Origin of the sequence: Paenibacillus sp. UMB4589-SE434 (genome assembly GCF_030226685.1) — a bacterium.
Taxonomy (GTDB): domain Bacteria; phylum Bacillota; class Bacilli; order Paenibacillales; family Paenibacillaceae; genus Paenibacillus_B.
The window spans coordinates 921207-946906 of sequence record NZ_JASOYK010000001.1 but is presented as its reverse complement, the minus strand read 5'-3'; the positions used below and the strand labels follow the sequence as shown (position 1 = coordinate 946906).

The following is a 25700-nucleotide window of genomic DNA, read 5'->3' as shown; positions in this document are numbered from 1 at the left end:
TATACGTTACATCTGGAAAAGGAAACCGTCAAATCTTTTTTGATATGTTAAAATAAAGAGAAGGATGGAAATGATGAGCACATGAAGGAGCAAGCTGAAAATGACGATTCAGAAACAAAAAGACCGTGAACACTTGGAACAGAAGCTTCCGACAATGCCATGGTACATTCAACAATATATGGAATACAAGCTTCCTGACTTATCCCCCTCTACTTTGCTGGAATATATACGTGATTATGAGATTTTTCTAGGATGGCTTATAACAGAAGGCATTAGTGAAGGTCCCTTGATGAAGGATGTTACCCTGCTGCAATTGGAATCGTTGCGGATGGAGCACATTACTGCCTATCGGATCTACTTGACTACCTATAAGGAACAAAAGAATAGCCGTATTACAATATCTCGTAAGCTCTCCTCGATGAGATCCTTATTTCACTACTTAAGCCAGATTGCCGAGGATGAGAACTTGTACCCTCTGCTGAAACGTAACGTAATGGCGAAGATTGAGATTAAACGAGTACATAAACCTAAGGATAGCGCTGCCAAGTTAAAAGGAAAGCTGCTGGAAGAAGATGAATTAGAGGCATTCATTCACTATATACGTGAAGGTTATGCTGCTGATGTCGCTTCTAATAAACAAGCGTTGTATGCGCACCAGCTGAATGCAGCACGTGATGCTGCTATCGCCAGCCTAATTCTAAACTCGGGTCTACGGGTCAGTGAAGTGGTGAATTTGAATATCGATGACGTTGATATGAATCATAAACTGATATACGTCTACCGTAAAGGTCATAATGATGAGACTTTTAAGACCCCAGTCTATTATAGAGAACGAGCTAAGGATCATCTTGAAGTATACCTTCAGCTGCGCAGTACCCGATATCATGCGCCGAAGCGAGAAAAGGCTTTGTTTCTCGCTATTAAAAATGGTGAACAAGAAGGCAACCGTATGACCAAGCGGGCCATGCAGCAAATGGTGCTAAAATACGCTAAACGGTTCGGCAAACCTGCCTTGACTATTCATAAGCTTCGTCACTCGTTTGCTACTGACTATTATTTGCAAAATGATATTTATAAGACCAAAGAACAGCTGGGACATGCCTCCACGGAAACAACTGAGATCTATGCACACTTGACGGATAAGACGATGTCAGAAGCGATCGATCGTTAGGGGATATTTGTTTACATATATTTTAGAAAAAGTGTCTTGCATAACCATATGGAAATTGCTCTACAATCAGAGGCCAGTAAATGAACTGGCCCCTTTTTGTTTCTTACTTATAGTGATCATGTAAATTAGTTTACATAATTATATTTATGTTATATTATTTCAACTTGAAATCATTGTGATGATTATACCCAAGCTCTATGTTTCAAAATGAGTACGTGCGCAACGGAATTTACACGAAGTGAAGTCGAAGATATATTCTATCTTGTACCATAAAAAAACCGCCATTCTGCAATGCAGAACAGCGGCATTCATTACAAAAATTCGTAAGGCAAGCTACCTTCGCCCACGCCTTGTAATACCACCTTTACCTATCCTAGTTCGTGGTGGTTTGGACTTCTTAATTGTGGGTGACTTGGAATTGTATTTGGATCCCCCACTTTTGTCCCGCGTGATGGAGCCTTTAGATGATGGAGTACGGTTAAATATACTTCCTCCACTACCGACTGTCGAATCTTGATTTGAACCACGGCGGAAGATGGAACCTTTACGTTCTACCGTAATTGGAGGTGCTTTTTTCTTATCTTCTTGAGTAGGTGCCCGGTACGGCTTCGATGGAGCATATTGCCGTTGTTGTGTATAACCTCGATATTTGCCAAATCCACTTAGTGAATCAAACAATGTGTCTACGATCTTGTACTGAATGTACATCTCCAGGAAGCTACGATCGTAATTTTTCTGTACGTACTCTTTGGAATCTACCTCAATAAGTGTATCTTCCGGATTTTCCGTGTCACGCTGAAGCTGTATCACCTCATCTGGATAAACGAGGAACATCCGCTCCTTATCTTCCTTTGAGATCTGCTCCGGCTTCCTCTTATCGGCAAGTGCAGTGGCAACTGCAGGAACTTCTACCCCAGCAGCACGGTAAACATAGGAACTGCTGTTGCCTTCTTTAGTTACCGATTCCAGGGGATACGTTTCTGAAATATCCATCTGTCCGCATGCCGTCAACAGGGGAACAATAAAGGTGACGACCAGCAGCCATTTGAGCCAATAAAGAGATTTATTCTTCATCTCAGCCTCGATTAAGACTGACGGATGACACGAACGTCAGCAGGTAATACAGATTCGCCTTCATATAGCTGAAAGCGACCATCCTGCCACTCAATTCGAAGCCGTTTCCGATTGTCCGATTGATACTCCCATACGTACTGCTCCCCAGGTACGCCAAACGGTGTCTGGCCTTGAACCTGCACGAGGCCGTTATACTGATCTTCCATGTAGTACCATGTACCATCGAGTTCGATCTCACTTGGAACTTCGTCGACAGCATCTAATCGTCCATCAATCGCTTCATATAAGTTATAATTCCATTGCTCACGTTTCTCTACTTGTAAGTACTGAACACGCGAACCATCACGCAGCGTTAGCCATATCGTTGAACGCGCTTTCCACTCCGTACGCCCAATAATTTCATAAGTCATAAGTGATACTTCACATACATCACCTGGCTGCAAACTCATAGGTGTCTTCTCGGGCTTGACCGGTTCCGGTTTCTCCATGAGCTTGCGCACTCTTTTCCATAATCCCATGTGCAGTTGCTCCTTTCATTGCACCCCTAGATAGGGAACATTTTACTCTGTTACAGACAAGCTGCGATAATAAATGCTCCGACTACGTGCAAAGAGCCGGCTAACAACGCATGGGACATCATTCCGTCCTTTGTGCCCGCTTCCAGATTAAGATTAAATACTACTCGAAGCACGATTCGAACAATGGCCTCAATAATGAGCAGCATAATAAAAGAAACTACAGACATAACTAGCGCCTCGCCCAAGCTGTACGCGACTTTAATGGATGAGGATAATATGAAGCCTTGTGCAAACAGCTTCATAATAAAGCGGGTCGTTACCGCTACGTTCCCATTTTTCATCTCTTGTATATCATTATATTTCGTGAATAAAGCATCAATGCACATGAGGATAAATAACAGGACTACACCTGTTCCTGTCCACAGTGCCATGGCTTGAATGTTCTGAAAGCTTACATTAAGGATGTCCAAGCTTTCTCCTCCTCTTTCTGATTCCGGACATGTTGGCGAACGAAGACGCTTGCGGTAAGCAAGCGTCTTCGTTCAGCATTGGGTGTTGTAATCAATTAGCTGCTCGAGCCATCGGATTTCTGCTGTTCCATTTTCTTAATAATTGCTGCCAGTTCGTCTTCGACCTGCTGGTCTTTACCAAGCTGGGCGAATTCGTCGTCCAAAGAGCGAGAATTACCGCTCAGTTCATTGCTGGCATCTGCCTGTGCTTCCATTTGCAGCATTTTGTCTTCCATACGCTTCAAACCGGACATTGCTGTATCTGAACTGAAACCAGCCATTGCTTTGTTGATTTCATTTTGTGCTTTTGCAGCATTGTAGCGAGCTACAAGCGTTTCACGTTTGTTCTTCATGTCAGTGTACTGCTTACGCATCTCTTCCAGCTTGCTACGAAGATTGTCTGCTGCAGCTTTGTTCTGATCATAGCTAGTTTTGAACTCAGTCATTTTCTGCTCAGCGGACTTTTTCTCTTCCAACGCACGACGAGCCAGTTCAAGGTTACCTGCGCCTACAGCAAGATGAGCCTGCTCCTCGCGTTTCTTCACGAGTGCTTCTTGCTCCTCGTATTGCTGCTTAAAGCGCTTCTCAATCGCAATCTGCTGTGCAACGGCACGCTCTGCTTCCTCAAGATCTTCTTGCATATCACGGAGATATTGATCCGTCATCTTAATTGGATCTTCGGCTTTCTCAATTAAGGCAAACACATTCGACATCGTAACATCTCTTAAACGTTTGAACAGTGACATGGTGTATAGTTCCTCCTCAAGGTTAGCTTCTTTAACTTAATGATAATCTATACGTGGAAAGTTATGATCCGTTTCATCCTTTATTCTGAAATTATATAGAATAAACAGGCCGGATATTCCGACCTGTTCCCATATGTTTAATCTGTATGATTCAATGCTTCGCGCAGCAATCGCCAACATTCATCCACGACGATTTGAATTTGTTCTGCAGTCAACTGATCAAAATGCACGCCTGCTGCAACAGTCACAGTGCCGCCCAGTGTAGCAGCCGCTTCCAAAGCCATAGGATTCGTGAGCACATGCTCCTTGTGCCTAGGAACCTTGAGCGTGTCCACTTTCCAGCCTGACTGCATCTCCGGAGCCCGGTATGCTATCGATACCGCTCCAATATGATGATCCTCCGGCATCTCTCCACCTGTGAGGGTAACCAGCCAATCTCTACCTATCCGTTCAATCCGGCATTGTATCGAGTTAGACGGTATATTCCATTTCATTTTATATGATGCCCCTAATCTCGTCCAAGCTATTAATGTTCTCCAGCTCCATGAAGCTTTGGATTCCCGCGATCAGTTCTTCTCCAGCACGAAGGTTCATGAAATTATAAGTACCAATCTGTACGACAGAAGCCCCTGCCATAATAAACTCAATGACGTCTGATGCTGATGCAATACCACCCATACCCATCACGGGAATAGTCACTTCCTTTGATACTTGATGGACCATACGAAGTGCAATTGGTTTGATTGCTGGTCCAGATAACCCTGCATACACATTATTAAAGACACTTTTGCGTTGATAAATGTCGATCTTCATTGCGGAAAATGTATTTACTAAGGAGACACATTCGGCTCCTTCTTCTTGACACATCACTGACATATCTACAATATTTTCAGCATTTGGTGACAGCTTCACTGCAAGCGGAAGCGATGTGACTTGACGAACTTCGCGTATAACTTCACGAGCGATATTTGTGTTTACGCCAAAGGCAATCCCGCCCTCTTTGACATTAGGACAAGAAATATTAAGTTCTATCATGTCCACAGCCATACGACTCTGCTTGCGTCGTTCCTCGGCGTCACGCGTGATTTTTAGTGCTCCCAGCACATATTCTTCGATGTTACTTCCACCTAGATTTGCGATCTTAACGGGCTCGATCGTTTCCCAGTACAGCATTTCTTCATTTAGAAATGCCTCAACTCCCGGATTCTCCAGCCCTACACTGTTCAGCATGCCGCCTGATGTCTCAAATACACGTGTTCCTGTATTCCCTGTGCGCGGATGCAGCGTTAAGCCTTTGCAAGAGATGCCGCCCAATCGATTAATATCATATAATTTGGCATATTCTTTCCCAAAACCAAATGTTCCAGATGCCATAACGATCGGATTATTAAAATGAATACCTGCTACACTACAAGCTAAGCTCCGCATGCCAATCCACCTCCTTTGCCAAAAATACAGGTCCATCCGAACAAACCTTTTTGTTTTTGTCTTTGTTCATGACTGAACACACATAACATGCTCCAATACCGCATGCCATTCGTTTCTCAAAAGATACATACACCTTGGTATCCGTATGCTCCATCATTAATGCAACGGCCTTCATCATGCCCAATGGACCACATACAAGAACATTCTCGTATTTCGATAAGTCTAAATCCTCTAACAGGTTCCCGTTTACTCTCACATAAACTTCATTTGCATAAGGCTCATAAGCCTCTGTCAGATACGATTGTCCTCTGAATCCAAGATAGATATCAGGCTTGTCCAGTTGCTTTGCCGTATAGAGCAATGGAGCAATCCCGATTCCCCCGCCTATTAATGCGGTTCTCCCTGTTACATTAGGAAAACCATTTCCTAATGGGCCTTCCAATTGAATCTGATCACCTGCACGCAAAGCAGCGAACATGCGAGTACCTTCACCTGCAACCTTGTACAAAAATTGGATGCTGTCCGGTTCAATGTTACAAATACTAATTGGACGTGATAAAATCGGCGAATGATTCCACGAGCGGAGCATATAAAATTGTCCCATGCGCGCAGTGAATCGCCCTTCTACCGTCATCAGGTAAATGCCTTCTGAGATGCGTTCGTTAGATACAATTGTATGCACAGTCATACTCCTTTTCGAGGTTTAACAACTATACTATGTCATTATCCCTTCTATGCGACCGTGATAGAAATCACATCTGAATTGACGTTTTCTTTATGTTTGCGAAAATTTTCAGAATATTAGAAACATCTGCTAATAGGCGTGATAAATGGTTTGCCTTTACAAGCATATTTCCATATGTCGAAGGACATAACAATGACATCGAATACAAGCGGAGGGGGGATCGAAATGCGTCGATTATGCACAACCGCTGTCTTATCCTTTCTGATTGTAAGCAGTGGATGCGGGATGCATGAACCTAAAGCGGGTTATCCATTACCAAACATCCCTGACCAGACTTCCAATCACAGCAGTTCCACTTCAGCGACACCTGCTGAAGTGCGATCGAACAGTACGGTGCATAATGGAACTACTTGGCCGATACGTTCGCATATGACAAAGCATATGGAAAAACATGCCCAAGAATCAAAGGAGAGAGAAACTAAAAAATTCAAGTTCTCCTTTCGCACAGAACAACAACAACAACAACAGCAGTCTAATCAATTAAAACAATATCGCAGAGTACAGCAGACACAAAAGCACCTTCAGACGAAACAGAATCAGCAACAGCAAAAGGCACGTTCTGCTGTAAGCAATCAAAAACAGATTATAGGTCAGCGTAAGCTGTCTATCGCCCAACTTAGAACACGTTATCCTCACATTTTCAAGCTAAGAGCCAGTAACAGTACTCATGAAAAGAAGATTGCTTTAACATTCGACGACGTGCCTGATAACCGCGTTACACCTCTTGTGCTCGATATATTACGAGATGAAGGTATTCGGGCTACATTCTTTTTAGTTGGTTACCGAGCCAAGCAGTATCCTGCTCTGGTTAAACGCATTGTCGCTGAAGGACATGTGATCGGCAATCATACGTACAGTCATCCACTTCTAACCAGATCGGGTATAGAAGCGTTTATTAGCCAGCTCAAGCAGACCGAAGCCATCGTAGACGACATAGTTGGTTATAAACCACGCTTTTTCCGTCCTCCATTTGGCGAAATTTCAGAAGATCAGTTGCAATGGGCAGGAGAAAATGGCTATATGGTCGTTAATTGGGACGTAGATTCTAATGATTGGCGGGGTATCCCTTCTTCTTTAATGGAGCGGAATATTTTAAATGAAGTATCTGCGGGTTCGATTGTATTGCAGCATGCCGGTGGAAGCGGTATGAATGGGTACTTACAAAATACAGTCAAAGCGCTTCCGAGCATTATTAAAAAGCTGCGTGCTCAGAATTATAACTTTGTGACCGTACCTGAACTGTTTCATGACCAAAAGGAGAAGAAAGAACGGTAGTTGTTGTCTGGCTCACTCTAGCTCTAAACAAATAAAAACGGCTGATGTCCCTTATCTAGGTACATCAGCCGTTTCTATTCCTTATTTCAATACATATACCTGAACGCTCTGCACTCCGAATGTGCTGCCTGTTTTTTGACTGACAGGAACAAACAGATCGATCCTGCTGCCATTCACTGCGCCTCCAATATCAGAAGCTGTTGCAACATAACCACCCTGTGGCAGATGCTTAAATTGATAGCCGGTAACAAACAATTTTGTGCCGAGTGGAATCACTTTAGGGTCTACAGCAACAGTGCCTAATTTTAATGGATTACCAAAATAGTCAACTGCGCCCCATTTCCCGTTTTCACTCGGATGTGCTGTATATGCAGTAGCTTTCACATTCAACTTCTTTTTATACTTCATGTCACGCCCAGCAACAGTAACAACGTTACTAGGTACAGAAGAGGCCACGCTTGCCGCCTTTTTCTCTGCTGGCTTGGCCTGAGCTGGTTTCTCAGTAGCAGGAGTTGTATCTGACAATGCTTTTGTTGGCTGCTTGTCAGCAGTTTTCGCTGTTTCAGTCTTCGGTGACGGAATCGACGCAATCTCTACTTTCGCGGCCTTGTTCTTCACTATGTCCGGGATCTGAATCTCCAAGCCGCCATAAATATTTTTCGGTTTAATCGTAGGATTTGCTGCTAACAGCGCCTCCAATCCTACCTTGTACTTCTTCGATATAGAATAGAAAGTATCTCCTTCTACTGCTATATAAGGTGAAGCATATGCAGGCAAAATATGGAACATTGTGACAAGTCCAAACATAACTCCTGCAATCTTAAGGGTCATTCGTTTCTTCATTATGTGTACCTCCTTAGTATAAAGCCTGCGGGGTTAGTTGTCGGATTCGGGTTAAGGAGTACCCTACTCATCATGGGTTGTTTCCAACCATTAATGTGATTCACCCCGAGATAGTTAAAATGGTATGTCCCATTTCAACTACCGGTAAATCATCCCCCGTACATTACTTGTCTCGGCTCGGAAAGAATCATATCACAATTTTGTAACCTGTGCGCAGGTAGATTATGACATGACGCTCAAACCCTTGAGCCCCAAAGGATTCAGCTTTTCATTTTTTTATAGAAAGATGACAAAAACGTCATTAAAGTAGAGATTGATGAAATTATACAGTTCATAATGACACAAAAAAGTACCCGCTTTGGCGAGTACTTTTTGATCTGAATTTAGTTTACATAATTACATTTATGTTTATTATTGATGTTACATCCAAGATCATCTGTTCCGGTTATAACACACGACTTAAAAAATCTCGTGTCCGAGCATGCTGTGGATTTGCAAAGAGCAATTCCGGAGATCCTTGCTCCACGATATTTCCACCGTCCATAAAAATAATGCGATCCCCTACCTCACGTGCAAATCCCATTTCATGTGTCACAATTACCATGGTCATCCCTTCGGCTGCAAGTGACTTCATGACCTCTAACACTTCGCCTACCATCTCAGGATCTAACGCAGAAGTTGGCTCATCAAACAGCATAACGTGCGGCTGCATTGCTAATGCACGGGCGATTGCAATCCGCTGTTTCTGACCTCCAGATAACTGTGCTGGGAAAGCACTCGCTTTGTCTTTTAATCCTACCTTTTCAAGCAGTTCGTACGCTATTGTTTCGGCACTCTGTTTGTCCATCTTTTTCACTTTAATTGGTGAAATAGTAATGTTGTTAAGAATCGACATATGCGGAAACAGATTAAAGGATTGGAATACCATTCCCATCTTCTCGCGTGTGGCATTAATATCATGCTTCTTATCGTTAATGATCTCACCCTCGAATCGTATCTCACCTTTCGTTGGTGTCTCCAGCAAATTCAGACAGCGCAGCAAAGTACTCTTTCCGGATCCGCTTGGCCCAATGACCACAACGACTTCACCTGCGTTAATTTCAAGATCTATCCCTTTTAAAATGTGTAATTGGCCGTACGACTTGTGTAAGTTTGTGATGTTAATCATTATACTTTAACTTCCTTTCCATCAATCCGACCATTTTGGATAGTGTAAACGTCATAATAAAGTAACATAGCGCACACCCCAAAAGCGGTCCCATGGATGAATAAGTTGTGTTTCGAATAACTTCAGTCTGAAACATAAGATCTGCAATGCCAATAAAAGTTACAATTGAAGATTCTTTAATGATTGTAATAAATTCGTTACCGATAGCAGGCATTACATTACGTAATGCTTGCGGCAACACGATATAACGCATTGTCATCGATTGGGTCATACCTAAAGAACGGGCAGCCTCCACTTGTCCTTGGTTAACACCTTGAATACCTGCACGGAATATCTCCGCCAAATAAGCCGCACTATTTAAAGCAACGGCAATCGCACCGGAAGTAAACTTTGGCAAGTCAACCCCGTACTCCGATAGTCCAAAATATATAATAAACAATTGCACAAGTAATGGAGTTCCCCGAAATACTTCAATATAAGTTGCTGAGAACCACTTTAAGGGAGCAATCCCTGACCGCCGCATCAAGACAAGTATTAATCCAAATATAAAACCAACTATGATCGCTGATATAGATAACAGTATCGTCATGCCCATTCCTGATAAGTAAGTCATTTTGAATTCCCATAATGCTTGGAACATGTTCATGTTAAACAACCCTTTCTACATCTTGCCTATATGTTTTCCAACGAAAAAGCGCGGCTTTACGCCGCACCTGTCGTTTGCTTATATCCGCCATTCCTTACTTTGCTTCATCTGCAGCAGCATCTGCCAATGCATTGGCTTCTGTAATAAACTTATCAAGTGAACCGTCCGCTTTAAGACGTGCAATAGTCTTGTCGATTGCTTCCTTCAACTTTACGCTTTCTTTGCCCACACCTGCAACGTAACCTTCGCTTGCCGGCTTGAGCACTACGGGCGAAAGAGCTACCTTCGTATTATTAGTCTCATAGGCTAGCCCAACTGGTTTCTCTACCAATACGGCATCTACACGCTTGGTCTCCAGTGAGAGAACAAGATCGTTCACCTTAACAAGCAGATCCTGCTTAGCGTCCGGAATTTGTGTGGCTACATCTTCAAATGTAGAACCTTTTTGAACGCCAACTTTCAGACCCTTCAAGTCCTCAGGTGTCTTGAACTTGTCCTTGTCTTCTGCGCGGACTAGAACCCCTGCTTCAGCCTTATACACTGAATTCGAGAACAACATTACTTTTGCTCGTTCCTCTGTCGCGTCCATTCCAGCCATCCCAAAATCGACTTTACTAGAAGTAACGGCCTGAAGAACAGAATCAAACTTCATATCATCAATAACTAATTCTGCACCGAGATCCTTAGCGATCTCCTTAGCGATCATAATATCATATCCTACAATCTCGTCCTTGCCGTCTGCGTTCTTCTTATGGAATTCAAAAGGTGGGTAGTCTGCACTTGTCCCAAGGACCAGCTTCTTCTCTTTAATCACCTTATCATACGCGTCTTCTTTCGCGCCGCAACCTACAACGAGAGCCATAAGCAGCATACATGCTGTTGCCAATTGAAATGCCTTCATCTTATTCATTATTAATTCCCCACTTTATCTGAATGTAAGTACAATTGCATGTCTCGTGGACTGACACCAGTATACACAATGTTGCATACTTATACAATACTTTTTTGTGTTCATTAGCTATTGCTCATGCTTATCATGCCGAAAACCACGTAATTATATAACATTGGTCAACACTGATAAAAAATGAAATGTTTCTTCGTTAACATATGACTAAGTGTTTAATTTTTGAAATAATATGCGATTTAAAAGGAGCATCTAACGCTGTCAAAGTTGAGTAAATACCATTATATTCTATATTTTTACAACGTCATTTTGGAGCGCACTAACAAGACGACGTATAATATAAATATCATTCATCATCTTAAGTGTATGTTTATGTGTACTCATGCAATCGAAGAGTTATTCTTCCCTCTTCTTTGTTGTATATGATGCGTGTCGGCATCTAATAGCAGACCGGGCAGAATAAGAAGAAAAACTGAGGGAGATGTGGTCATGGAATGAACAGAAGACAGCGATAGAGCACAGCCGCCAGATTTCACCAAAAGCTACTGTGCTCATGCGATGCCTGTCTTAATTATTTGTGCCAGGAGCGGGGAAGACGAGAGGAAGCTTAATAGAAATAACTGTCCTCCCTGGTTTCGAGCTTATATGCAAGCTGCCGTGATGACGCTGCACAATGCTGTAACAGATGGCCAAGCCTAATCCAGTCCCATTTACCTTCGTTGTCATAAATGGTGTACCCGCAATAGATAAGATGGAAGGTTCAAATCCCGGGCCTTCATCTTCAATTTCCAACAGTACTGCCTCATCTCCAGCACGGGTTCTAATTTGCAGCACTTTGTTGGCCTCCATCGCTTCCAGTCCGTTCCGGATCACATTGTGCAGGAGCTGCCGTATTTCTTTTTCATCCAGCATTACAGCTGGCAATGTTTGCAGATCCATCACAATATGCTGGCAATTGGCCGTTGCGGACGCCTGAACAAGAGGATAAATTTGCTCAATAATATGATTTAAGGATTGCGGGGTAAAATGGGCCAGTTTGTTCTGCGCCAAAGTTAAGTATTCCGTAATAATTGTATTTGCTCTAATAATTTCATCCATCATCGTGTCAAAATAAACATGTTCTGCAGCATGCTCTGGCTTATTACGAAGCAGCTGTAAAAACCCGCGCACGGTGGTCAGCGGATTCCGGATCTCATGGCTGATGGCAGCAGCCATCTCACCTACGACTTTCAGCGCACTCATACGTTTCATTTCCTGTTCCAGCTTTGCATGATGCCGCAGTGTCTCCAGCATTTGATTCATATGCTTTTCTAGCTGCATCCATTCATTTTCCGTTTGAATATGAACAGTACCACTAAAATCGCCGATTGCAATGCGCTGCGACGCCTGCACCAGTACTTTTAAGGGCTTCGTGATTAGCCGTTTCACCCACAAATGGACTAAAATGTAGACGGTAATCACCAAAATTGCGAAGGTTATCAATGATATCAGCAATACTCGTGCCAATACTTGGTCAATGACAGATGTAGGCAGCATAATTAACGCTGTCCAGCCAGGTTCTGTAATTGGCATGGCAAATATAATAACATCCTTGTCTTTATACCTGGCGTTTACCATTTGTGTCTTGTTCTGCTTAATTTCATGTACAAGATTGCTAATGTCCGTATCAAAAGGATAGTTAATGTCATGCAAGTTAATTTTACTGTCGGGATTGTACAATACCTCGTCCTGCTGGGATATTAATAACGTTTCGCTGTTAGGATAAAAACTGAGCCGTGTAGATAAGGTGTGCAAATCATTGAAGCGGATATCGATCCCTGCAACGCCTCTAACCTTGAGCTGTTTATCATATACAGGAGTGCTAAGGGATAACATGGGAATTCGTAAATGAGGATCCAGATATGGAGACGTGATATATGTAGCGCCTGTCTTCACTGCACCGTGATAGTAGTCAAACATTGGATTATCTCTGAAAATGGGGAGCGAATCATCAGTATGTGACGGACTGTAATAGCTGAGAAGTTGGTGATTCTCATTATATCCATATCGCGAAGTGAACTTACCTTGTTGTTTGTAGTCAGATTGGGCGGTGAACCAATAACCAAAGACTAATGGATTAGGCTGCTCTGCAAACATTCGGGTAGCATGATTGATATTGCCCAGTGGATCGTCCGAATTGTAAATGCCATTAATAACACGTGCAAACGTCTCGACCATCGTTTTCTGCTGTCGAATCGCAGCATCTACTTCATGCGCAGCCATCTGAGCTTGACTTAATAAACTTTGATTAATTTGGTCCTGAATGATTGAACGAATCGCATCATAAGATAACGCGAAAATAAAGGACAGTGCGATCGTTACCGTTATGACGATTCGAACAACCATCTGCGTATGAATAGTTCGTCGTCTCATAACATCCTCCGACTACGTAATAAAGGTACAATTAAAGTCTAGATGCAACAAAGGATCTTAATTCATCAATATCAAATGGCTTAGAGAAATAACCGATTGCTCCGGCAGATTTAGCAGATTCAATCCGATTAACATCACTGAAGGCAGACATCATAATGACCTGGAGTTGGGGACGCATCGCCCGAAACTTGAGAAGCAAGTCCATCCCGCTCATATCAGGCAGCTTAACATCCATCAATACGACCGCAAAGGGTTGTTCTCGAATGTATTCAACTGCTTCCTGACCTGAATAAGCACTTACAATCTGTGCATTCATGGAATCAAATGCTTCGCGCAGCAGCATTTGAATGGACGACTGATCATCCACGATGAGCACAGAGGGCATCCGCACAGTCCCTTCCGCCTGCTCCCTAGTTTGATCAAAAGCAAGGGTTGCGTTGTTCGTGTTACTTACTTGCAGTAGGCTCATGTCACCAAGGCGACTTTGCTCCCTTTTACGGTATCCTCTAAATATGACATACACAAGAAATGGAGTCGCAGCCATGCATACTGAAAAAATGAGTGCTTTCATCGATCTGCCCCTCTTCTGACTGACACCGGTGATCATAAATCGCCACTAATCGACCAGTATATAATTAATCGACAACAGATTCCGACACATTCTTTATTATATTATGAATTTTTAATAGATGATACCGATTCTTAACATATTTTTAATTTAAACAGCGAAAACTCGAAAAGATGAAAGACGTGACGGGCGTGATCGTTTATAATGACCAAGGCTCCCCGTACACGTCCAACGCTTACCAAAACATGAATCATCCACACTGGTTAAAATGTATTGCTAAGGATCTTGATCTAAAACACATGGTGCTAACGGTCTCTATTAACAAAATAATTCAATAAATGCTTCAGAAAGGGAATATTGCGGGGAATCTCTTCTAGCGCTTCCATTGCGAAGCAGTAGTGTTCCCACATCTCTTTTCTGGCTCCTTCTTGACCTAGTACAGTCACAAAAGTTGAATTGTTGTTATCAACATCTATGCCAATAGGCTTACCGAGTAGGAGCACATCACCCTCTAGATCAAGCAAATCATCTCTTATCTGAAAGGCAATACCTGCATGATAGGCAAATCGCTTCAAAGTCGCAATTTCCGTTCCCTTTACCTGAGCGAGTATGGCAGGCATAACCAAAGAGGCTTCGAACGCGATTCCAGTTTTGTAGAAACACAACATGTTCATTTGGTCCAAGGTCAATACTCTTCCTTTGGAGTCCAAATCCATCGCCTGCCCCACACACATATCGCCAGCCTTTTGAGAGGAATATTGCATCAAGGCAAGCACTGTCTTTGCATCAAACCCATCAAGCGACGATTGTTCTTCAATCGCCTTCTGGATCAAATACAGGCCGGCTAACTCTGCAGTAGAACTATTATGGACCTGATGCAGAGTTGGTCGTCCCCTTCGGATAGACGAATTATCCTGCGATGGCAGATCGTCAAAGATCAAGGAGGCGGTATGCATATACTCCAATGATCTCAGAAGCGGTGCGATAGCCGCAGCATGCAGACCGTATTCATTCACACCCATGACCCAAGTCAATATGGGCCGCAAACGCTTGCTGTCCCCTTCGAGGCTGTAGTTTGCAGCATCAATGAGCGATTCCTTCATCGGTGGAATTCCGCTGTGTTTAGGGATCTGCAGCAGATTGTTGATCTGCTGACGTACTGTCTTAACAGTATCTTGGAAAAATTCCTTTTCCTCTCGATCGGTTCTAAGCGAGATCACCATCTGATCACGCAGCAGTTTGTCAAAGAAATCCACATCATCCGCTTTACGAACCATCTGCTGGATAAGAAGGTTGAATGCTGGAATTCTAGATGCAAATATCTCCATCATTTCATTATACTTTTCTGTGCCGATGCGTTCCTTGAAACGTTTTAGACCATTAATCGCTCGATTCAGGATTACTTCACGAGTCTTGATATCTGAATGATGCACATGATGGATCAAATGCGAGATGACCGCCCAGTACAACTCAAAGGGGTTTATCAGATCTGAACGCTGGTCCCGATATTTTAAATAATAGGTATAGGGTGTTACTGCACCATTTTGCATGTCATCAAACATATCCGCGAAATCATCAGCCAACTGATTGTAAATGCCATAAAAGAAAGTACGCTGATCAAAATCCTCGTCTGTGGATGCACCAATGACAGAGCGAACAATTAATCGGGATGAAGAAGATTTTAAAATGATGGGTATGTAAAGCTGCTCATTGGTGTACTCAGCATTAGCAAGCTCTTTCATACGATCGATTTCCTGCGCATGAAAAAACACGTAGGACTGCTCAAAAAATGTCTTTTGTGTTTCCTTCCCTTGCTGAAGTTTAATGTATTCAAAAGCATCCCGTAGTTCTGAATGTACATATTGAATAAACTCCAGATTACTCCCTGTCCACTCGCCTAATTCCGGCACAGATCCAGTCAGAAGAGCCGCTCTAATCATCTTAGAATATTGTTCTTTCTCATGTGAGGTTAGAATTTGGGAATCAAGTAGATCATCGATAAACGGATAAGTCAGACCATAGGAGTAACCAATTCTAATAGCTTCGCCCATTCTCTTCGTGCGTTCTGCCGGCAAAGTTGTATCATCCATTTCTTCTATGACATGCAACAATACCCCAATAATAATCTTGATCAGCTTGCGCTGCGCATGCTCGGCATTCAATTCCTGCGGAATATGTGTGGATACAGCCTTGAGTTTATCAATAACCCAAATAATATCCGATTCGATGCCTTTTGTCTGAGCCCATCGATATAAAGCTTTCAGGCTCATTAACTCTGTTTGTTTTCCCATGTTCACTGGATTGGAATGAAGTAAATGATTTTTGACATCGGCTACTACACGCTGAACTCGAGTCTGTGTGTCAGAAGAGTCAAGCGCCTTGCCCAGATCCCGCAAATAAATATAGGAAACACTTCGATCCAAATATTCATCCAGTTTCCCAGTGTAATTCAGCCACTGGATATAACTGTGGTAATCCCGAGAATCAGGTTTTCTTTTTCGCTTCGAAAAAAAGGACAGCAAGGAATGACGGTGAATATGGTTCTTTTTCCACATTTGAATGTCTGCTGTCAGGACAGGGACATAAGTCTCTTCCATGACTTGCTTGCGAAGGGATGCAAAATACTGGGCTGCCTTCTGTTCAGCTGACCGATACCATATATCGGCATGATCTGTAAATACCACACTCATAAGATGAATGACCTCAACTTTTATGTAGGTTAAATGTGTATCTATAAGATAAAAAGAGACTCCACTAATGAAGTAAACAACATAAAGATCATGCCGCATCCAAATTCGCAATTACGTTCTCATAACAGGCATGTAAACTTAATACGAGTAAGAACCTTTTTGGGTTACAAAATAAAATTGATAGTAAATCAGTGGCCACTCATGACTAAAGAGGTCACGGTCATAATAAATAGTATGCATTGCGGTCATTTAATCTTCTACATTTGTGTAAGGGTTATTGATTAACATACCCATCGTTAAAGAGCCCTCACCTAGTCTTCAGGGTGAGGGCTCTATTACATTGTTTCATTCTCTGCTTAATCCTGTTTCTGTATGATCCTGCGAGGTCAAGAGCGCTTATGACTCCTACCACGGCTATCATATTAATGATCATCTGCCTTATTCAGCAGCATTGTTGTTGCTATTGCGCCATCAATTATCAGTAAACGTCTTTAGATACCATACATCGCACGAGAAGTGCCCCGTATTGCCGAGCGGCCTCTCTAGTGCAACAAAATCATATTTCTTATAGAACTGATTAGCCGCTTCCATATTGCTTAAGGTCTCAATATAACATTGCTTGTAATGTTTACTAGCAAAATCAAGCGCCGTTACCATCAGCTTATGAGCAATACCAGTCCCACGAGCTTCTGGCAAGCAGTACATTTTCTGCAGTTCGCAAACGCCTTCCATATCGTCGACGGGCCCAATGCCGCAGCCCCCCACTATTTTTCCATTATACTCTACAACCCAGTACCTAGAATGGTCCTTTTGATAGACCATTGATAAACTGCCTAGCTGTGGATCGGCCCAGGCCAATCCTTCTCGGTCTCCCCCAAATTCCTTCAGACAAGTCCTAATTATGGACTCAATGTGTTGGTTGTCTCTCTCTTCTAATATTCTTATGTGCATAATATGACTCCTTTTCCTCCACTCACTTCGATTTCAAATCGGAACACTATTCAAGGTTTGTACACATCTTAGCCATAAAGCATAAAAAATTGAAGTTCATGGCCTGACTGTTTCAGGTAGTTATAAAGCTGCGATCTGTGGTGAAACGAATGTGTAACAATTTCGATCAGCCACTTAATTTGAACGATACCATGGTCCAAATAAAACGCTTTTGTAGACTTGTTTAATAACTCCGCCTCAGTTAATGACAACATGTAGGCTTGTAATAAGTCATAGTTGGCACGAAACTGCGCTGCTAGAACCAATGGGTCCCTGATCCCGCTTACTTGTGTTTCCACTTGCTCTACTTCTGTTTGGGTCTTTTCTTGTAAAATAGCCAAATCGGAAGCAGGGATGGATACAAGATGATGTGTCAACTCCAATAGCGTACGCATATTTTCAGCTGGGCGATACTCCCACTCTTCTGTTTGAATTTTGGCCAACAGTGATTCAACAGTGCGGACGACTAAATTTAATTCGTCTAATAAATGATCCCGTATTTGTGTAACACCGCTCATAATGATATCCCCTTTTCTAATAATTGTATTGGATATTATACATGTGAATTTCGCTTAGCATCAAAGAGGCTATCTTCGACCAGTTCCTTTTCAGCTTCTGCTCGGTAACGATTACACAGATTCTTAGCTCTTTCGTAGAGATCAGCTCGCAACAAATCTGGTTCCCGTACATGGGCGTCAGAGCCAAGCGAGAAAAAGAACCTCTTTGCCCATTCCCATTCTGATGCGGGGCAGAGGAAATCAACCTCCCACAGGTCATCCTGCAATGCGTGCACACGCTCACCTATATGAGGGTCTTGTTCGACCATCAGCATTCCTCGATAGCTTAACTCAGCTCGAATCCGTATGTATTTGTCTGCGGTTTCTTTTTTAGGTGGGGATATCAGCCCCACTTGATCCTGAGCAGCTGCTGGGTCTGCATCTTGCAGCTCGTCGAATCGATCGGCACGAAATGTCCTTATTTCCCCATGTATAGGCGAGTATGCCTCACAATACCAGAAGCCGTGCTCCGCATAAACTCTTTTGGGCTTCAGCAGCAGCCAACGGCGATGCTTCTCCGAGCGATAGTGAGCGTTCATCCAAGCCCCATCTGAACAGTAAGCGAGCAGTTCGTTTAAAAGGGGCGCCTTGAACGAACGTTTTGGCACCTCTACCCGCATCAATTCGAGTAAAGGCTCAACTTGATGTAGGGTTGCCGGCGGAAGAACATGGCGTATTTTATCAATAACAGTCCATCTTTCCCGATTGAATGGCGTATCCGCATAGGCTGTCAGTGCGCGCAGCGCAACAAGCACCGTCAAAGTCTCCTGCACATCAAGCTGCAATGGCGGCAAACTGTAGCCCTCTGACAACCGGTACCCTCCTGTCGGACCGATCTCCGCGTACAGTGGGATGCCCATCTCAGAGAGTGCTTGCATGTCTCGCATAATTGTTCGCTTAGACACTTCCAGCTTGTCAGCAAGCACCTGCGCAGATTCCTGTCGTTGCTGCAGAGCAATCACGATTGCGATCAAGCGATCCATACGCCTCATTGTTGCTTCCTCCTTTCTTTTCAGTTTCTACGGAGCAAGTTAGAATTCTATCCTAGCACACTCTCAGTGACAGCTTGTATGTCATCATTACAACTGTGATCATCATGAAATCACGAAATAAATCACTACTTCACTCTGTTTTTAACCATTACGCTTCGGGCTTATTAATCAAACCAATAGTCAATATAATAAGAAAGGTTTGACGCTCCATCTCTGCTCACTTGCTAAAGTAAGTGTTAGTGGTTATACAGGTGACTTTCAGTCGCGGATACCCGTAAACAACAAGAGGAGGCCGATGTGTCAACAGAAAATATAGTCCAATACTGTCTCTGTATCATTGAACGAACGTTCTCCGTTAGCACAATAAGAAAAAAGAGCTGCATATGCAACTCAATTAGTTTTAATTAAAGCATCCCTATGGTTTAAGTACAAGTTTCGATAAAATGAACAAGTCATTCTGATACGGAAAATAATATTTTCGCATTTCATCACTCCGAGTTCTAGTTATGTGGAGATAAACTTCTACATCTCTTGTGTCTGTTTACTTCTTTTGAGTCCGATAATACTTCCTAATATCGTGAAAATAGCAGTTCCAGCAATAACTATCATTAATTCGTTGTGCTGGAAATTAAAATACGAAGTTAATGAATTATTAACCAGTCTTATAAAAAGAACTGTTGCGTAGGATGTAATGAAACCGAATGTTGCTCCAAGTGTAAAACCACTGATATGCAGCCAATTGTTATATTTCTTTAATAAGAAATGTGATAAAAATACAAGAAGGATTGGCATTAACAGAATATTAAGATCAATTGTGTCGCGAATGAAGATGTTAATTTTGATAAACCAAAAGCCGATTATTGTCCCCAAAAGTATCGGCTTGATCGTTATTTTTTTATTAAAAAATAACAGATAATAAACGAAACAATCGCGATAATTGGTGACCAGATGAACATATTAAGTAAGAAAAACGTATTATCATTACCACTTAAATCCTGATAAATTGCTGCCAATGGAAAAGATGCAAGAATTGCGGCAATAGCTGTAACTAAATAAGTTGTGACATTTAAAAATAATTTCAATTTGGTTACTCCTTTTAGTTTTTGTTAAGGCTGTTTTCAAAAAGATGGTTGCTATAAGACAGAAAGACATACTCAATCTACATAACGCGTAGGCTGCACGCTTTCATTCACCTCTTTAATACTAATTTTCGGATAAGTAATGAGTAATTCTATCAATAACCTGCTCAGATAGTAAAAAGGAGAGTCGCAACTGTTCCGATATATTCCGTGGAATACTTTACCTATCAAATCTTAACAATATATTTCCTTATTTTACATATGTAATTTTTCCCTCTTTCAATAAAACTGGCCATTACTTAATAAAGCAACGTCAGTCTAATCCTTTATTTTCTTTTGACAAGATGAGTGATCTGTTGCTCATAAAGAACTACTTTGAACGTTTAAACAAAAAAACGCGCGCTTGCAATCAAAATGAATCTTGAGAACATGAATAAAATATAATCGCATAGCAAAAGTGCATCGGGCTACTCATGAACATAAAACGTGCGCTAATTTGCTTAAATGCCAGTTTGATCAGGCAAAGCCGGAGTAAGTGCTGCTCATGTTAAAAGAAAATAAACCAATAGACTGAAAATTATCAAGACTTAAACTTAAGGAAATCAAATAAAATAAAGGGTTCTACATATTATGCATGACTAATATGTGGAACCCTCTATGTTTAACTATCGTTACCCGTTAGCGTAACAAAATACTGTTGATTGCGGTGCAATAATTAGTCATATTGTGAGTACAGTTCAAGCATATCATCAGCACAGCCAGCTATGATCGTATTTGCTTGTTCAGCATGTTTTACTGCCCCAGCGTAAAGTTGTAGATTAAAACTAACAGAAGCCATTATTAAATGCCATTCAGAGTCCGTAATTCCCTTATCAGAAACAGTTTGCAGCAGCCTGTATGCTTGTTCAAATGGATTGGTCTGGTCAGAATAATCTTGCAGATAATTCAATGCCCTAGCATATGCTAAAATCATTTCATATGACCACTGTTCCTGAGGGTACTGCTGCAAGATTGATTTTATTTCATAATAATTATTTACAAGCTTCATTACATCCATCTCTGCCTCAAGATCGTTTATATATTGCATGTCAATCATTCGGCTTGCTCCCTTCTCTATATCCATGTACCAATTTTACTAATTATTGATACATGATGCACAAGAGGATTTCTTCCTATTTTTTGCTATCCTGCCCGTTAGCACAACGCGGCTGCCGATCCATGCCGACAGCCGCGTTTTAGTGATTTATTAAGCTATAGTGTCCCGTTAGCTTAACGTGGTGCCTTATTATTGAATGCCTGCAGTTCCAAAGGTGCTATTGATTACTTTTTTATAATTATCCCACTCAAAATAAAAAGGCCCAATATTAATTTTTTTCATCTCAGGCTCAAGGTAAAAGTCCTTCCACGTAACAACATTATTCTCCTTATCAATTTTCACAGAGATAAATCCGCATCCTTCATCTCCACACCACGAGCATACCATGAGAGGATATCTGTACCACATTGTTTCATGTGGTTTTCTAAGTAAAAAATAATCAATCATCTCTCTTTGAAAGTCATTACTCATCCAGCCGAGGGAAGGAACCTTATCATACCTTATCAACATTTTATAAAGTGATTTCCCATCTATGATCAGATCAGCAAATTTTGTGTTTTTCTCTCCCTCCTTGATCGCCTCAAAATCAGTGCGACGTGAGGGCTTTGTTTCTAAAGTATTCATTTTCTTCATAGTTACTCCCTATAATTCAATATCAATAACTATCCCATGGTTCTGCTCAACTAACGTGTCCCGTTAGCGGAACATTACCTGTGAAGAAATCTTATCATCGTTGGTAAAAAAATCCTCAATAGGGATTTGGATAGGTGTTCTGTATGAACGTAAATGCACTTGTGTTGTTGATGAATTTCTTGGTTTTAATGTCACAGCATCCTTTGTAACACTTATTGTTGAAACCAAAAAATAAATATTTGTATACGTTTTAAGTTTAGTAAGTATTTTCTTCTTACTAACACCAGTGATTTTATCAGTATATTCAACAAATGAAATTGAAGCCTTGTTCAATGGTCTTATCTGATAGCTAATTACGACCTTATATTTTGCCGTTTCCTTTTCCTTATGAACAATTTCCAATTCGGTATTATATTGTAGCATCAAATTCTTGACCCTTTGTACTACTTCAAAGTCAAGTCCGTCTCTTTCACAAAGGGCACGTAGGGCTTCAGTAGTTAATTCAATTATAAAAATGAATTTTTCATCTGGGTTTAAGATATTGAATTTAATAACGGAAACTCCGATGTTAACGTAAATACGCCAATCATCCTGTGGTGAAATCTCTATATGACCATCTTGTAATGAATCATTAAAATTAATGTATATATGGTCATATTCTCTTGTTTTAAAATCGAATTCACGCAGTTTTCTTGCATATCTGTCTCCAATGTAAGAAATGTCAAAGTGATAATTTTCTACTCCGAAATACCTAATATCTAATATTGTTTTGTTTTTCATAATTGCCCCCTACTTTGATGCTACCGTTTCAACTATCCTGCCCGTTACTTCAACAAAAAAAGGAGCTGCCTCCAAGCTAGCTCCTCAACTCTCTTTTCCCGTTAGAAAAATCAACGTGGGAGTTAATCTGCCTGACTATAAATGAGAAACCTATCACGATTTGACAGGGATTGTTTGATTTCCGCGGCTACCCTTTCTTGAACACGATAGCAGAACCGAGCGCCGAGGCCGCCGGTACGAAGAGGTCGCCTGAGGCCGTCTCAGCTACTGGTAAATCGTTCCTTTCAAGATAGCTTCGGGTGTGGGAGATGTCGCGCACTGCTACCACGTACCCAGCAAATCCCGGAACTGGGGGGGCCATCTCTCCTGGTAGAAGTTCTGATAATCTCGTTCTGGGAACGATGGTGATACGAGATCCTGCCAAATTAAAGATGTGTGCCACTCCATCCGTCTGGACCTCACATTCCAAGTATTGGCCATATCGTCGAATGAATTCGTCCAGTTCGGAATCGTCTACGCATAGGATTGATTCGATTAGGTCCGTTGCCCCATTCGGATGGTTTGGGTGTACTTGCTCCACCACGATTGCTGAAGGTGGATTTTCTGCTACGGCTAGACGGCCTTCATGCACGCCCCCATCGATTTCCAAATAACGCACAGGGACGAATTGAATCCCCTCGGACCTCTCAAGAGGTCGCTGCACGGTGTTAACGCCGCTATGAGCAATTCCTTTCTTGTGGAAACGATCCGCTGTCTTGTCCGCGTCCTCGGTACCGAAACAAAGAATATGCGCTCCTTCATAACGGGACAGATACCTTGAGACAGTATCGACAGTCTGTTTGATTTTTCCGATCATTGCTTTTTGCACGTCCGGCGATGCCTGCAGCGGAACGAGTTTGGCATTGTCTGGTATCCTCGCGCCTTGTTTGACAACCGTTACGATTTCGATAAAGTTGCCTAGAAACTCGGCATGCGAATTGGCTGCTCCGAACGGCTTCGGCGGTTCACCTTCATTTTCGGACATCGCCGGATAGGACGGCGGCGAACACACAAATCCAAGTTTTTTGTACAGTTCAAGTGCAGCTTCCATATCGGAGACTACGTGGCCGACGTGATGAATGAATTTGATTTCAGCATGCATCAGTATCCACTCCTTGTACTTTTCTTAACTATGCACTAATTGATAGTAACACTAAATTACCTAATTGTGGGAGCAACAAACATTTATACTTATTTATTACCTTATAAGATTAGTTGTGTTTATTGAGCAAATCTGCCCGTTAGTTTAGCCCACCGCGCTTGAACCCCCACTAGAAACCCATGTACACATACAACGCCGCTACCGAACGCATCGGCTTACCTGTTTCGTATGAGGAAGCTTGTCGGCAAATGGTACCGGGGAACTGGAAATATCAGTCCATAGACTATGTCGAAATCGTCTCGCATCCGTTGAATAATGCGAAATTTTGAAAACAATTGTTCAAGGCTGTTCGCAACTGCTTTGTCGGCTGTATGCCGTTCTCGTACCAGATGTTTTTAACAACGAGCGTCCCGGCTTTTCGCTCCGCGATGACCTCGGCTCGTCCGATGAGGCTTTCTCCATATAATAGAGGCAGTACATAATAGCCGAATTTCCGTTTGATTGCGGGCTTGTAAATCTCCCAGGTGTAATCGATGCCAAACAATTCGTTGATCAGCTTTCTGTCCCATATCAAATTGTCCAGCGGGGCAATCAGCTCGCAGCGAAATTTCGGCTCCGGATTTTGCAGGACGGCTTCAATAAGCGGCAAGTCCTCCGCGCGGCAGTACAGCATATCCTTCAATTGCTCTACGGCAATAGCAACAATGCGAGCTTCGTCCAACAACTGGCGGAAAACCTCGTTGCGCTGCTCCGCTTTCAATCCCCATATGTTTAGCCAGGCATCGGATGCGCGATTCCATAAAAGGCCAACAGCGCCGATCCGGCGCAGTACCCGCCACTTGTGATGCTCAAGCTCGCCCTTCAGCGGCTCCGACGCATTCAGCAGATTTGGCTGTATGTACTTCCCGGCAATATCGTAATATTTACGTGTTCCTTTTTTGTGATGGATAATCAACTCGCCTGTCGAGTACATCTGTTCCAGCACCGACCGGGATGTATTGTTTCCGCTGCTCCAGTGGATGGCCGATTGCCACGAGAAATTTCCATCCAATTTTAGATCATCCGAACTTAGCGCACCGTGATTTTGGATGTGAACCCGCACTTGCTCTGTCAACACTTCCATTTCGGGATAGCGCTTGGCATGTTGTCGGGCGGCCTGCCTGTACCGCTCAAAATACGGCCAGTCCTCGACAGGGATAATAGCCAGATTCTTGTCGGGATAATCGATCAGGAATCTATCTTTATACAGCAACTCTTCGAGCATGTTCTTAGTAAATCCTTTGATTCGCGACTGTAGCACCAATTCGGCGTTTTTTCCGCAAACATCGATGGGATCGTATTGAATACAGCCGACCTGCCGCACAAAATCCAATACTCCCTGCTTTCCAGTAAATTGATATTCACCTAACAGCCCGTGCTTCAATAACAGAAATTGCCGTGCCTGGCGGTTCGTCAATTCGATCATGTACGCATCGACTCCTTAACGAAACAAACGGGAGCCGCTTGCACATGATGATGGATGGCGAGGTTGCTTATCTCAATAAAGTTATTATTTGCTTCTTGCCATAATGGCGGTATCCATTTGGGAGCTTCATTAGCAACCCCCTTTCCTAATACCGAAAATTGCTCTTTTTCAACGATTTCAACCACGCCTATTCCCCCTATCCGTGGAAAACACAAAAAACAAACGCATGTTCCCATAAAATTTTACCATTGTCTAGAGAATAAAAACAAG

At 42.4% G+C, this 25700-nt stretch carries 26 protein-coding genes and 1 riboswitch; of the genes, 2 read left to right on the top strand and 24 right to left on the bottom strand.

The features are described 5' to 3' along the window. Nucleotides 1-100: 100 nt before the first annotated feature. Complete coding sequence (xerS, locus tag QP775_RS03950; RefSeq protein ID WP_285103777.1) at nucleotides 101-1171, top strand: tyrosine recombinase XerS; 1071 nt, start codon at nucleotides 101-103, stop codon at nucleotides 1169-1171. Nucleotides 1172-1504: 333 nt separating this feature from the next. Here xerS and QP775_RS03945 read toward each other — a convergent pair whose 3' ends face one another. The 7 genes from QP775_RS03945 to QP775_RS03915 all read right to left on the bottom strand — a co-directional run bounded on the left by QP775_RS03945 (nucleotide 1505) and on the right by QP775_RS03915 (nucleotide 6128). Continuing rightward, on the bottom strand, nucleotides 1505-2245 hold the full coding sequence (locus tag QP775_RS03945) for a DUF4247 domain-containing protein (RefSeq protein ID WP_285103775.1): 741 nt from the start codon (nucleotides 2243-2245) through the stop codon (nucleotides 1505-1507). Nucleotides 2246-2256: 11 nt separating this feature from the next. Beyond that, nucleotides 2257-2763, bottom strand: coding sequence for a DUF4178 domain-containing protein (locus tag QP775_RS03940; RefSeq protein WP_239330969.1), 507 nt, complete (start codon nucleotides 2761-2763; stop codon nucleotides 2257-2259). A 50-nt stretch (nucleotides 2764-2813) separates the two neighbouring features. Beyond that, complete coding sequence (locus tag QP775_RS03935) at nucleotides 2814-3227, bottom strand: DUF350 domain-containing protein (protein ID WP_483312000.1); 414 nt, start codon at nucleotides 3225-3227, stop codon at nucleotides 2814-2816. A gap of 101 nt (nucleotides 3228-3328) precedes the next feature. Beyond that, a complete protein-coding gene (locus tag QP775_RS03930; protein WP_239330967.1) occupies nucleotides 3329-4018 on the bottom strand; it encodes a PspA/IM30 family protein in 690 nt (229 codons plus the stop codon). Nucleotides 4019-4155: 137 nt separating this feature from the next. After that, the gene (gene lpdD / locus QP775_RS03925) at nucleotides 4156-4512 is read right to left on the bottom strand and encodes a prenylated flavin chaperone LpdD (protein WP_239330965.1); all 357 of its coding nucleotides are present in this window, start codon (nucleotides 4510-4512) and stop codon (nucleotides 4156-4158) included. Nucleotide 4513: 1 nt separating this feature from the next. Further along, nucleotides 4514-5446 carry a dihydroorotate dehydrogenase gene (locus QP775_RS03920; RefSeq protein WP_239330962.1) on the bottom strand — a complete coding sequence of 311 codons (933 nt, stop codon included), beginning with the start codon at nucleotides 5444-5446 and terminating at the stop codon, nucleotides 4514-4516. Further along, complete coding sequence (locus QP775_RS03915) at nucleotides 5427-6128, bottom strand: dihydroorotate dehydrogenase electron transfer subunit (protein ID WP_239330959.1); 702 nt, start codon at nucleotides 6126-6128, stop codon at nucleotides 5427-5429. The genes QP775_RS03920 and QP775_RS03915 overlap by 20 nt, the downstream gene beginning before the upstream one ends. Nucleotides 6129-6356: 228 nt before the next feature. Here QP775_RS03915 and QP775_RS03910 point away from each other — a divergent pair, with 228 nt between their 5' ends. Further along, nucleotides 6357-7466 carry a polysaccharide deacetylase family protein gene (locus tag QP775_RS03910; protein ID WP_239330956.1) on the top strand — a complete coding sequence of 370 codons (1110 nt, stop codon included), beginning with the start codon at nucleotides 6357-6359 and terminating at the stop codon, nucleotides 7464-7466. An 81-nt stretch (nucleotides 7467-7547) separates the two neighbouring features. Here QP775_RS03910 and QP775_RS03905 read toward each other — a convergent pair whose 3' ends face one another. The 17 genes from QP775_RS03905 to QP775_RS03825 form a co-directional block, all read right to left on the bottom strand. After that, the gene (locus QP775_RS03905) at nucleotides 7548-8309 is read right to left on the bottom strand and encodes a 3D domain-containing protein (protein ID WP_285103768.1); all 762 of its coding nucleotides are present in this window, start codon (nucleotides 8307-8309) and stop codon (nucleotides 7548-7550) included. Between the two features lie 7 nt (nucleotides 8310-8316). After that, nucleotides 8317-8497, bottom strand: a riboswitch (cyclic di-AMP (ydaO/yuaA leader). Nucleotides 8498-8754: 257 nt separating this feature from the next. After that, a complete protein-coding gene (locus QP775_RS03900) occupies nucleotides 8755-9477 on the bottom strand; it encodes an amino acid ABC transporter ATP-binding protein (RefSeq protein ID WP_285103766.1) in 723 nt (240 codons plus the stop codon). Continuing rightward, nucleotides 9470-10117 carry an amino acid ABC transporter permease gene (locus QP775_RS03895; RefSeq protein ID WP_285103764.1) on the bottom strand — a complete coding sequence of 216 codons (648 nt, stop codon included), beginning with the start codon at nucleotides 10115-10117 and terminating at the stop codon, nucleotides 9470-9472. The genes QP775_RS03900 and QP775_RS03895 overlap by 8 nt, the downstream gene beginning before the upstream one ends. 100 nt (nucleotides 10118-10217) lie before the next feature. Then, nucleotides 10218-11033 (bottom strand): transporter substrate-binding domain-containing protein, encoded by an 816-nt coding sequence (locus tag QP775_RS03890; RefSeq protein WP_285103762.1) that lies wholly within the window; start codon nucleotides 11031-11033, stop codon nucleotides 10218-10220. A 561-nt stretch (nucleotides 11034-11594) separates the two neighbouring features. Beyond that, nucleotides 11595-13439, bottom strand: coding sequence for a sensor histidine kinase (locus tag QP775_RS03885; RefSeq protein ID WP_285103760.1), 1845 nt, complete (start codon nucleotides 13437-13439; stop codon nucleotides 11595-11597). 31 nt (nucleotides 13440-13470) lie between these two features. Next, the gene (locus QP775_RS03880; RefSeq protein ID WP_285103758.1) at nucleotides 13471-14010 is read right to left on the bottom strand and encodes a response regulator; all 540 of its coding nucleotides are present in this window, start codon (nucleotides 14008-14010) and stop codon (nucleotides 13471-13473) included. A 302-nt stretch (nucleotides 14011-14312) separates the two neighbouring features. Then, on the bottom strand, nucleotides 14313-16697 hold the full coding sequence (locus QP775_RS03875; protein WP_285103756.1) for a polyprenyl synthetase family protein: 2385 nt from the start codon (nucleotides 16695-16697) through the stop codon (nucleotides 14313-14315). Between the two features lie 471 nt (nucleotides 16698-17168). Beyond that, complete coding sequence (locus QP775_RS03870; RefSeq protein WP_285103754.1) at nucleotides 17169-17648, bottom strand: GNAT family N-acetyltransferase; 480 nt, start codon at nucleotides 17646-17648, stop codon at nucleotides 17169-17171. A gap of 68 nt (nucleotides 17649-17716) precedes the next feature. After that, nucleotides 17717-18205: a DinB family protein gene (locus QP775_RS03865; protein WP_285103752.1), complete on the bottom strand. Its 489-nt coding sequence runs from the start codon at nucleotides 18203-18205 to the stop codon at nucleotides 17717-17719. Nucleotides 18206-18240: 35 nt separating this feature from the next. Beyond that, nucleotides 18241-19236, bottom strand: coding sequence for a helix-turn-helix transcriptional regulator (locus QP775_RS03860; protein ID WP_285103750.1), 996 nt, complete (start codon nucleotides 19234-19236; stop codon nucleotides 18241-18243). Nucleotides 19237-20123: 887 nt separating this feature from the next. Next, on the bottom strand, nucleotides 20124-20318 hold the full coding sequence (locus QP775_RS03855; RefSeq protein WP_285103748.1) for a hypothetical protein: 195 nt from the start codon (nucleotides 20316-20318) through the stop codon (nucleotides 20124-20126). A 712-nt stretch (nucleotides 20319-21030) separates the two neighbouring features. Then, on the bottom strand, nucleotides 21031-21411 hold the full coding sequence (locus QP775_RS03850; RefSeq protein WP_285103746.1) for a hypothetical protein: 381 nt from the start codon (nucleotides 21409-21411) through the stop codon (nucleotides 21031-21033). A 189-nt stretch (nucleotides 21412-21600) separates the two neighbouring features. Continuing rightward, complete coding sequence (locus QP775_RS03845; protein WP_285103744.1) at nucleotides 21601-22044, bottom strand: oxidoreductase; 444 nt, start codon at nucleotides 22042-22044, stop codon at nucleotides 21601-21603. Between the two features lie 63 nt (nucleotides 22045-22107). Beyond that, nucleotides 22108-22824 (bottom strand): hypothetical protein, encoded by a 717-nt coding sequence (locus QP775_RS03840; RefSeq protein WP_285103742.1) that lies wholly within the window; start codon nucleotides 22822-22824, stop codon nucleotides 22108-22110. A gap of 187 nt (nucleotides 22825-23011) precedes the next feature. Next, a complete protein-coding gene (locus QP775_RS03835; RefSeq protein WP_285103740.1) occupies nucleotides 23012-23965 on the bottom strand; it encodes a VOC family protein in 954 nt (317 codons plus the stop codon). Between the two features lie 283 nt (nucleotides 23966-24248). Beyond that, entirely contained in the window at nucleotides 24249-25430 is a 1182-nt protein-coding gene (locus QP775_RS03830; protein WP_285103738.1) for a winged helix-turn-helix domain-containing protein, read from the bottom strand. Then, nucleotides 25427-25615 carry a hypothetical protein gene (locus tag QP775_RS03825; RefSeq protein WP_285103736.1) on the bottom strand — a complete coding sequence of 63 codons (189 nt, stop codon included), beginning with the start codon at nucleotides 25613-25615 and terminating at the stop codon, nucleotides 25427-25429. The genes QP775_RS03830 and QP775_RS03825 overlap by 4 nt, the downstream gene beginning before the upstream one ends. Nucleotides 25616-25700 lie beyond the last annotated feature (85 nt).

Excerpts from the sequence above, each read along its gene's own strand:
- xerS (WP_285103777.1), top strand. The coding sequence starts at position 101 with ATGACGATTCAGAAACAAAAAGACCGTGAACACTTGGAACAGAAGCTT.
- QP775_RS03945 (WP_285103775.1), bottom strand. The coding sequence starts at position 2,245 with ATGAAGAATAAATCTCTTTATTGGCTCAAATGGCTGCTGGTCGTCACC.
- QP775_RS03940 (WP_239330969.1), bottom strand. The coding sequence starts at position 2,763 with ATGGGATTATGGAAAAGAGTGCGCAAGCTCATGGAGAAACCGGAACCG.
- QP775_RS03930 (WP_239330967.1), bottom strand. The coding sequence starts at position 4,018 with ATGTCACTGTTCAAACGTTTAAGAGATGTTACGATGTCGAATGTGTTT.
- lpdD (WP_239330965.1), bottom strand. The coding sequence starts at position 4,512 with ATGAAATGGAATATACCGTCTAACTCGATACAATGCCGGATTGAACGG.
- QP775_RS03920 (WP_239330962.1), bottom strand. The coding sequence starts at position 5,446 with ATGCGGAGCTTAGCTTGTAGTGTAGCAGGTATTCATTTTAATAATCCG.
- QP775_RS03910 (WP_239330956.1), top strand. The coding sequence starts at position 6,357 with ATGCGTCGATTATGCACAACCGCTGTCTTATCCTTTCTGATTGTAAGC.
- QP775_RS03905 (WP_285103768.1), bottom strand. The coding sequence starts at position 8,309 with ATGAAGAAACGAATGACCCTTAAGATTGCAGGAGTTATGTTTGGACTT.
- QP775_RS03900 (WP_285103766.1), bottom strand. The coding sequence starts at position 9,477 with ATGATTAACATCACAAACTTACACAAGTCGTACGGCCAATTACACATT.
- QP775_RS03895 (WP_285103764.1), bottom strand. The coding sequence starts at position 10,117 with ATGTTCCAAGCATTATGGGAATTCAAAATGACTTACTTATCAGGAATG.
- QP775_RS03890 (WP_285103762.1), bottom strand. The coding sequence starts at position 11,033 with ATGAATAAGATGAAGGCATTTCAATTGGCAACAGCATGTATGCTGCTT.
- QP775_RS03885 (WP_285103760.1), bottom strand. The coding sequence starts at position 13,439 with ATGAGACGACGAACTATTCATACGCAGATGGTTGTTCGAATCGTCATA.
- QP775_RS03880 (WP_285103758.1), bottom strand. The coding sequence starts at position 14,010 with ATGAAAGCACTCATTTTTTCAGTATGCATGGCTGCGACTCCATTTCTT.
- QP775_RS03875 (WP_285103756.1), bottom strand. The coding sequence starts at position 16,697 with ATGAGTGTGGTATTTACAGATCATGCCGATATATGGTATCGGTCAGCT.
- QP775_RS03870 (WP_285103754.1), bottom strand. The coding sequence starts at position 17,648 with ATGCACATAAGAATATTAGAAGAGAGAGACAACCAACACATTGAGTCC.
- QP775_RS03865 (WP_285103752.1), bottom strand. The coding sequence starts at position 18,205 with ATGAGCGGTGTTACACAAATACGGGATCATTTATTAGACGAATTAAAT.
- QP775_RS03860 (WP_285103750.1), bottom strand. The coding sequence starts at position 19,236 with ATGAGGCGTATGGATCGCTTGATCGCAATCGTGATTGCTCTGCAGCAA.
- QP775_RS03850 (WP_285103746.1), bottom strand. The coding sequence starts at position 21,411 with ATGATTGACATGCAATATATAAACGATCTTGAGGCAGAGATGGATGTA.
- QP775_RS03845 (WP_285103744.1), bottom strand. The coding sequence starts at position 22,044 with ATGAAGAAAATGAATACTTTAGAAACAAAGCCCTCACGTCGCACTGAT.
- QP775_RS03840 (WP_285103742.1), bottom strand. The coding sequence starts at position 22,824 with ATGAAAAACAAAACAATATTAGATATTAGGTATTTCGGAGTAGAAAAT.
- QP775_RS03835 (WP_285103740.1), bottom strand. The coding sequence starts at position 23,965 with ATGCATGCTGAAATCAAATTCATTCATCACGTCGGCCACGTAGTCTCC.
- QP775_RS03830 (WP_285103738.1), bottom strand. The coding sequence starts at position 25,430 with ATGATCGAATTGACGAACCGCCAGGCACGGCAATTTCTGTTATTGAAG.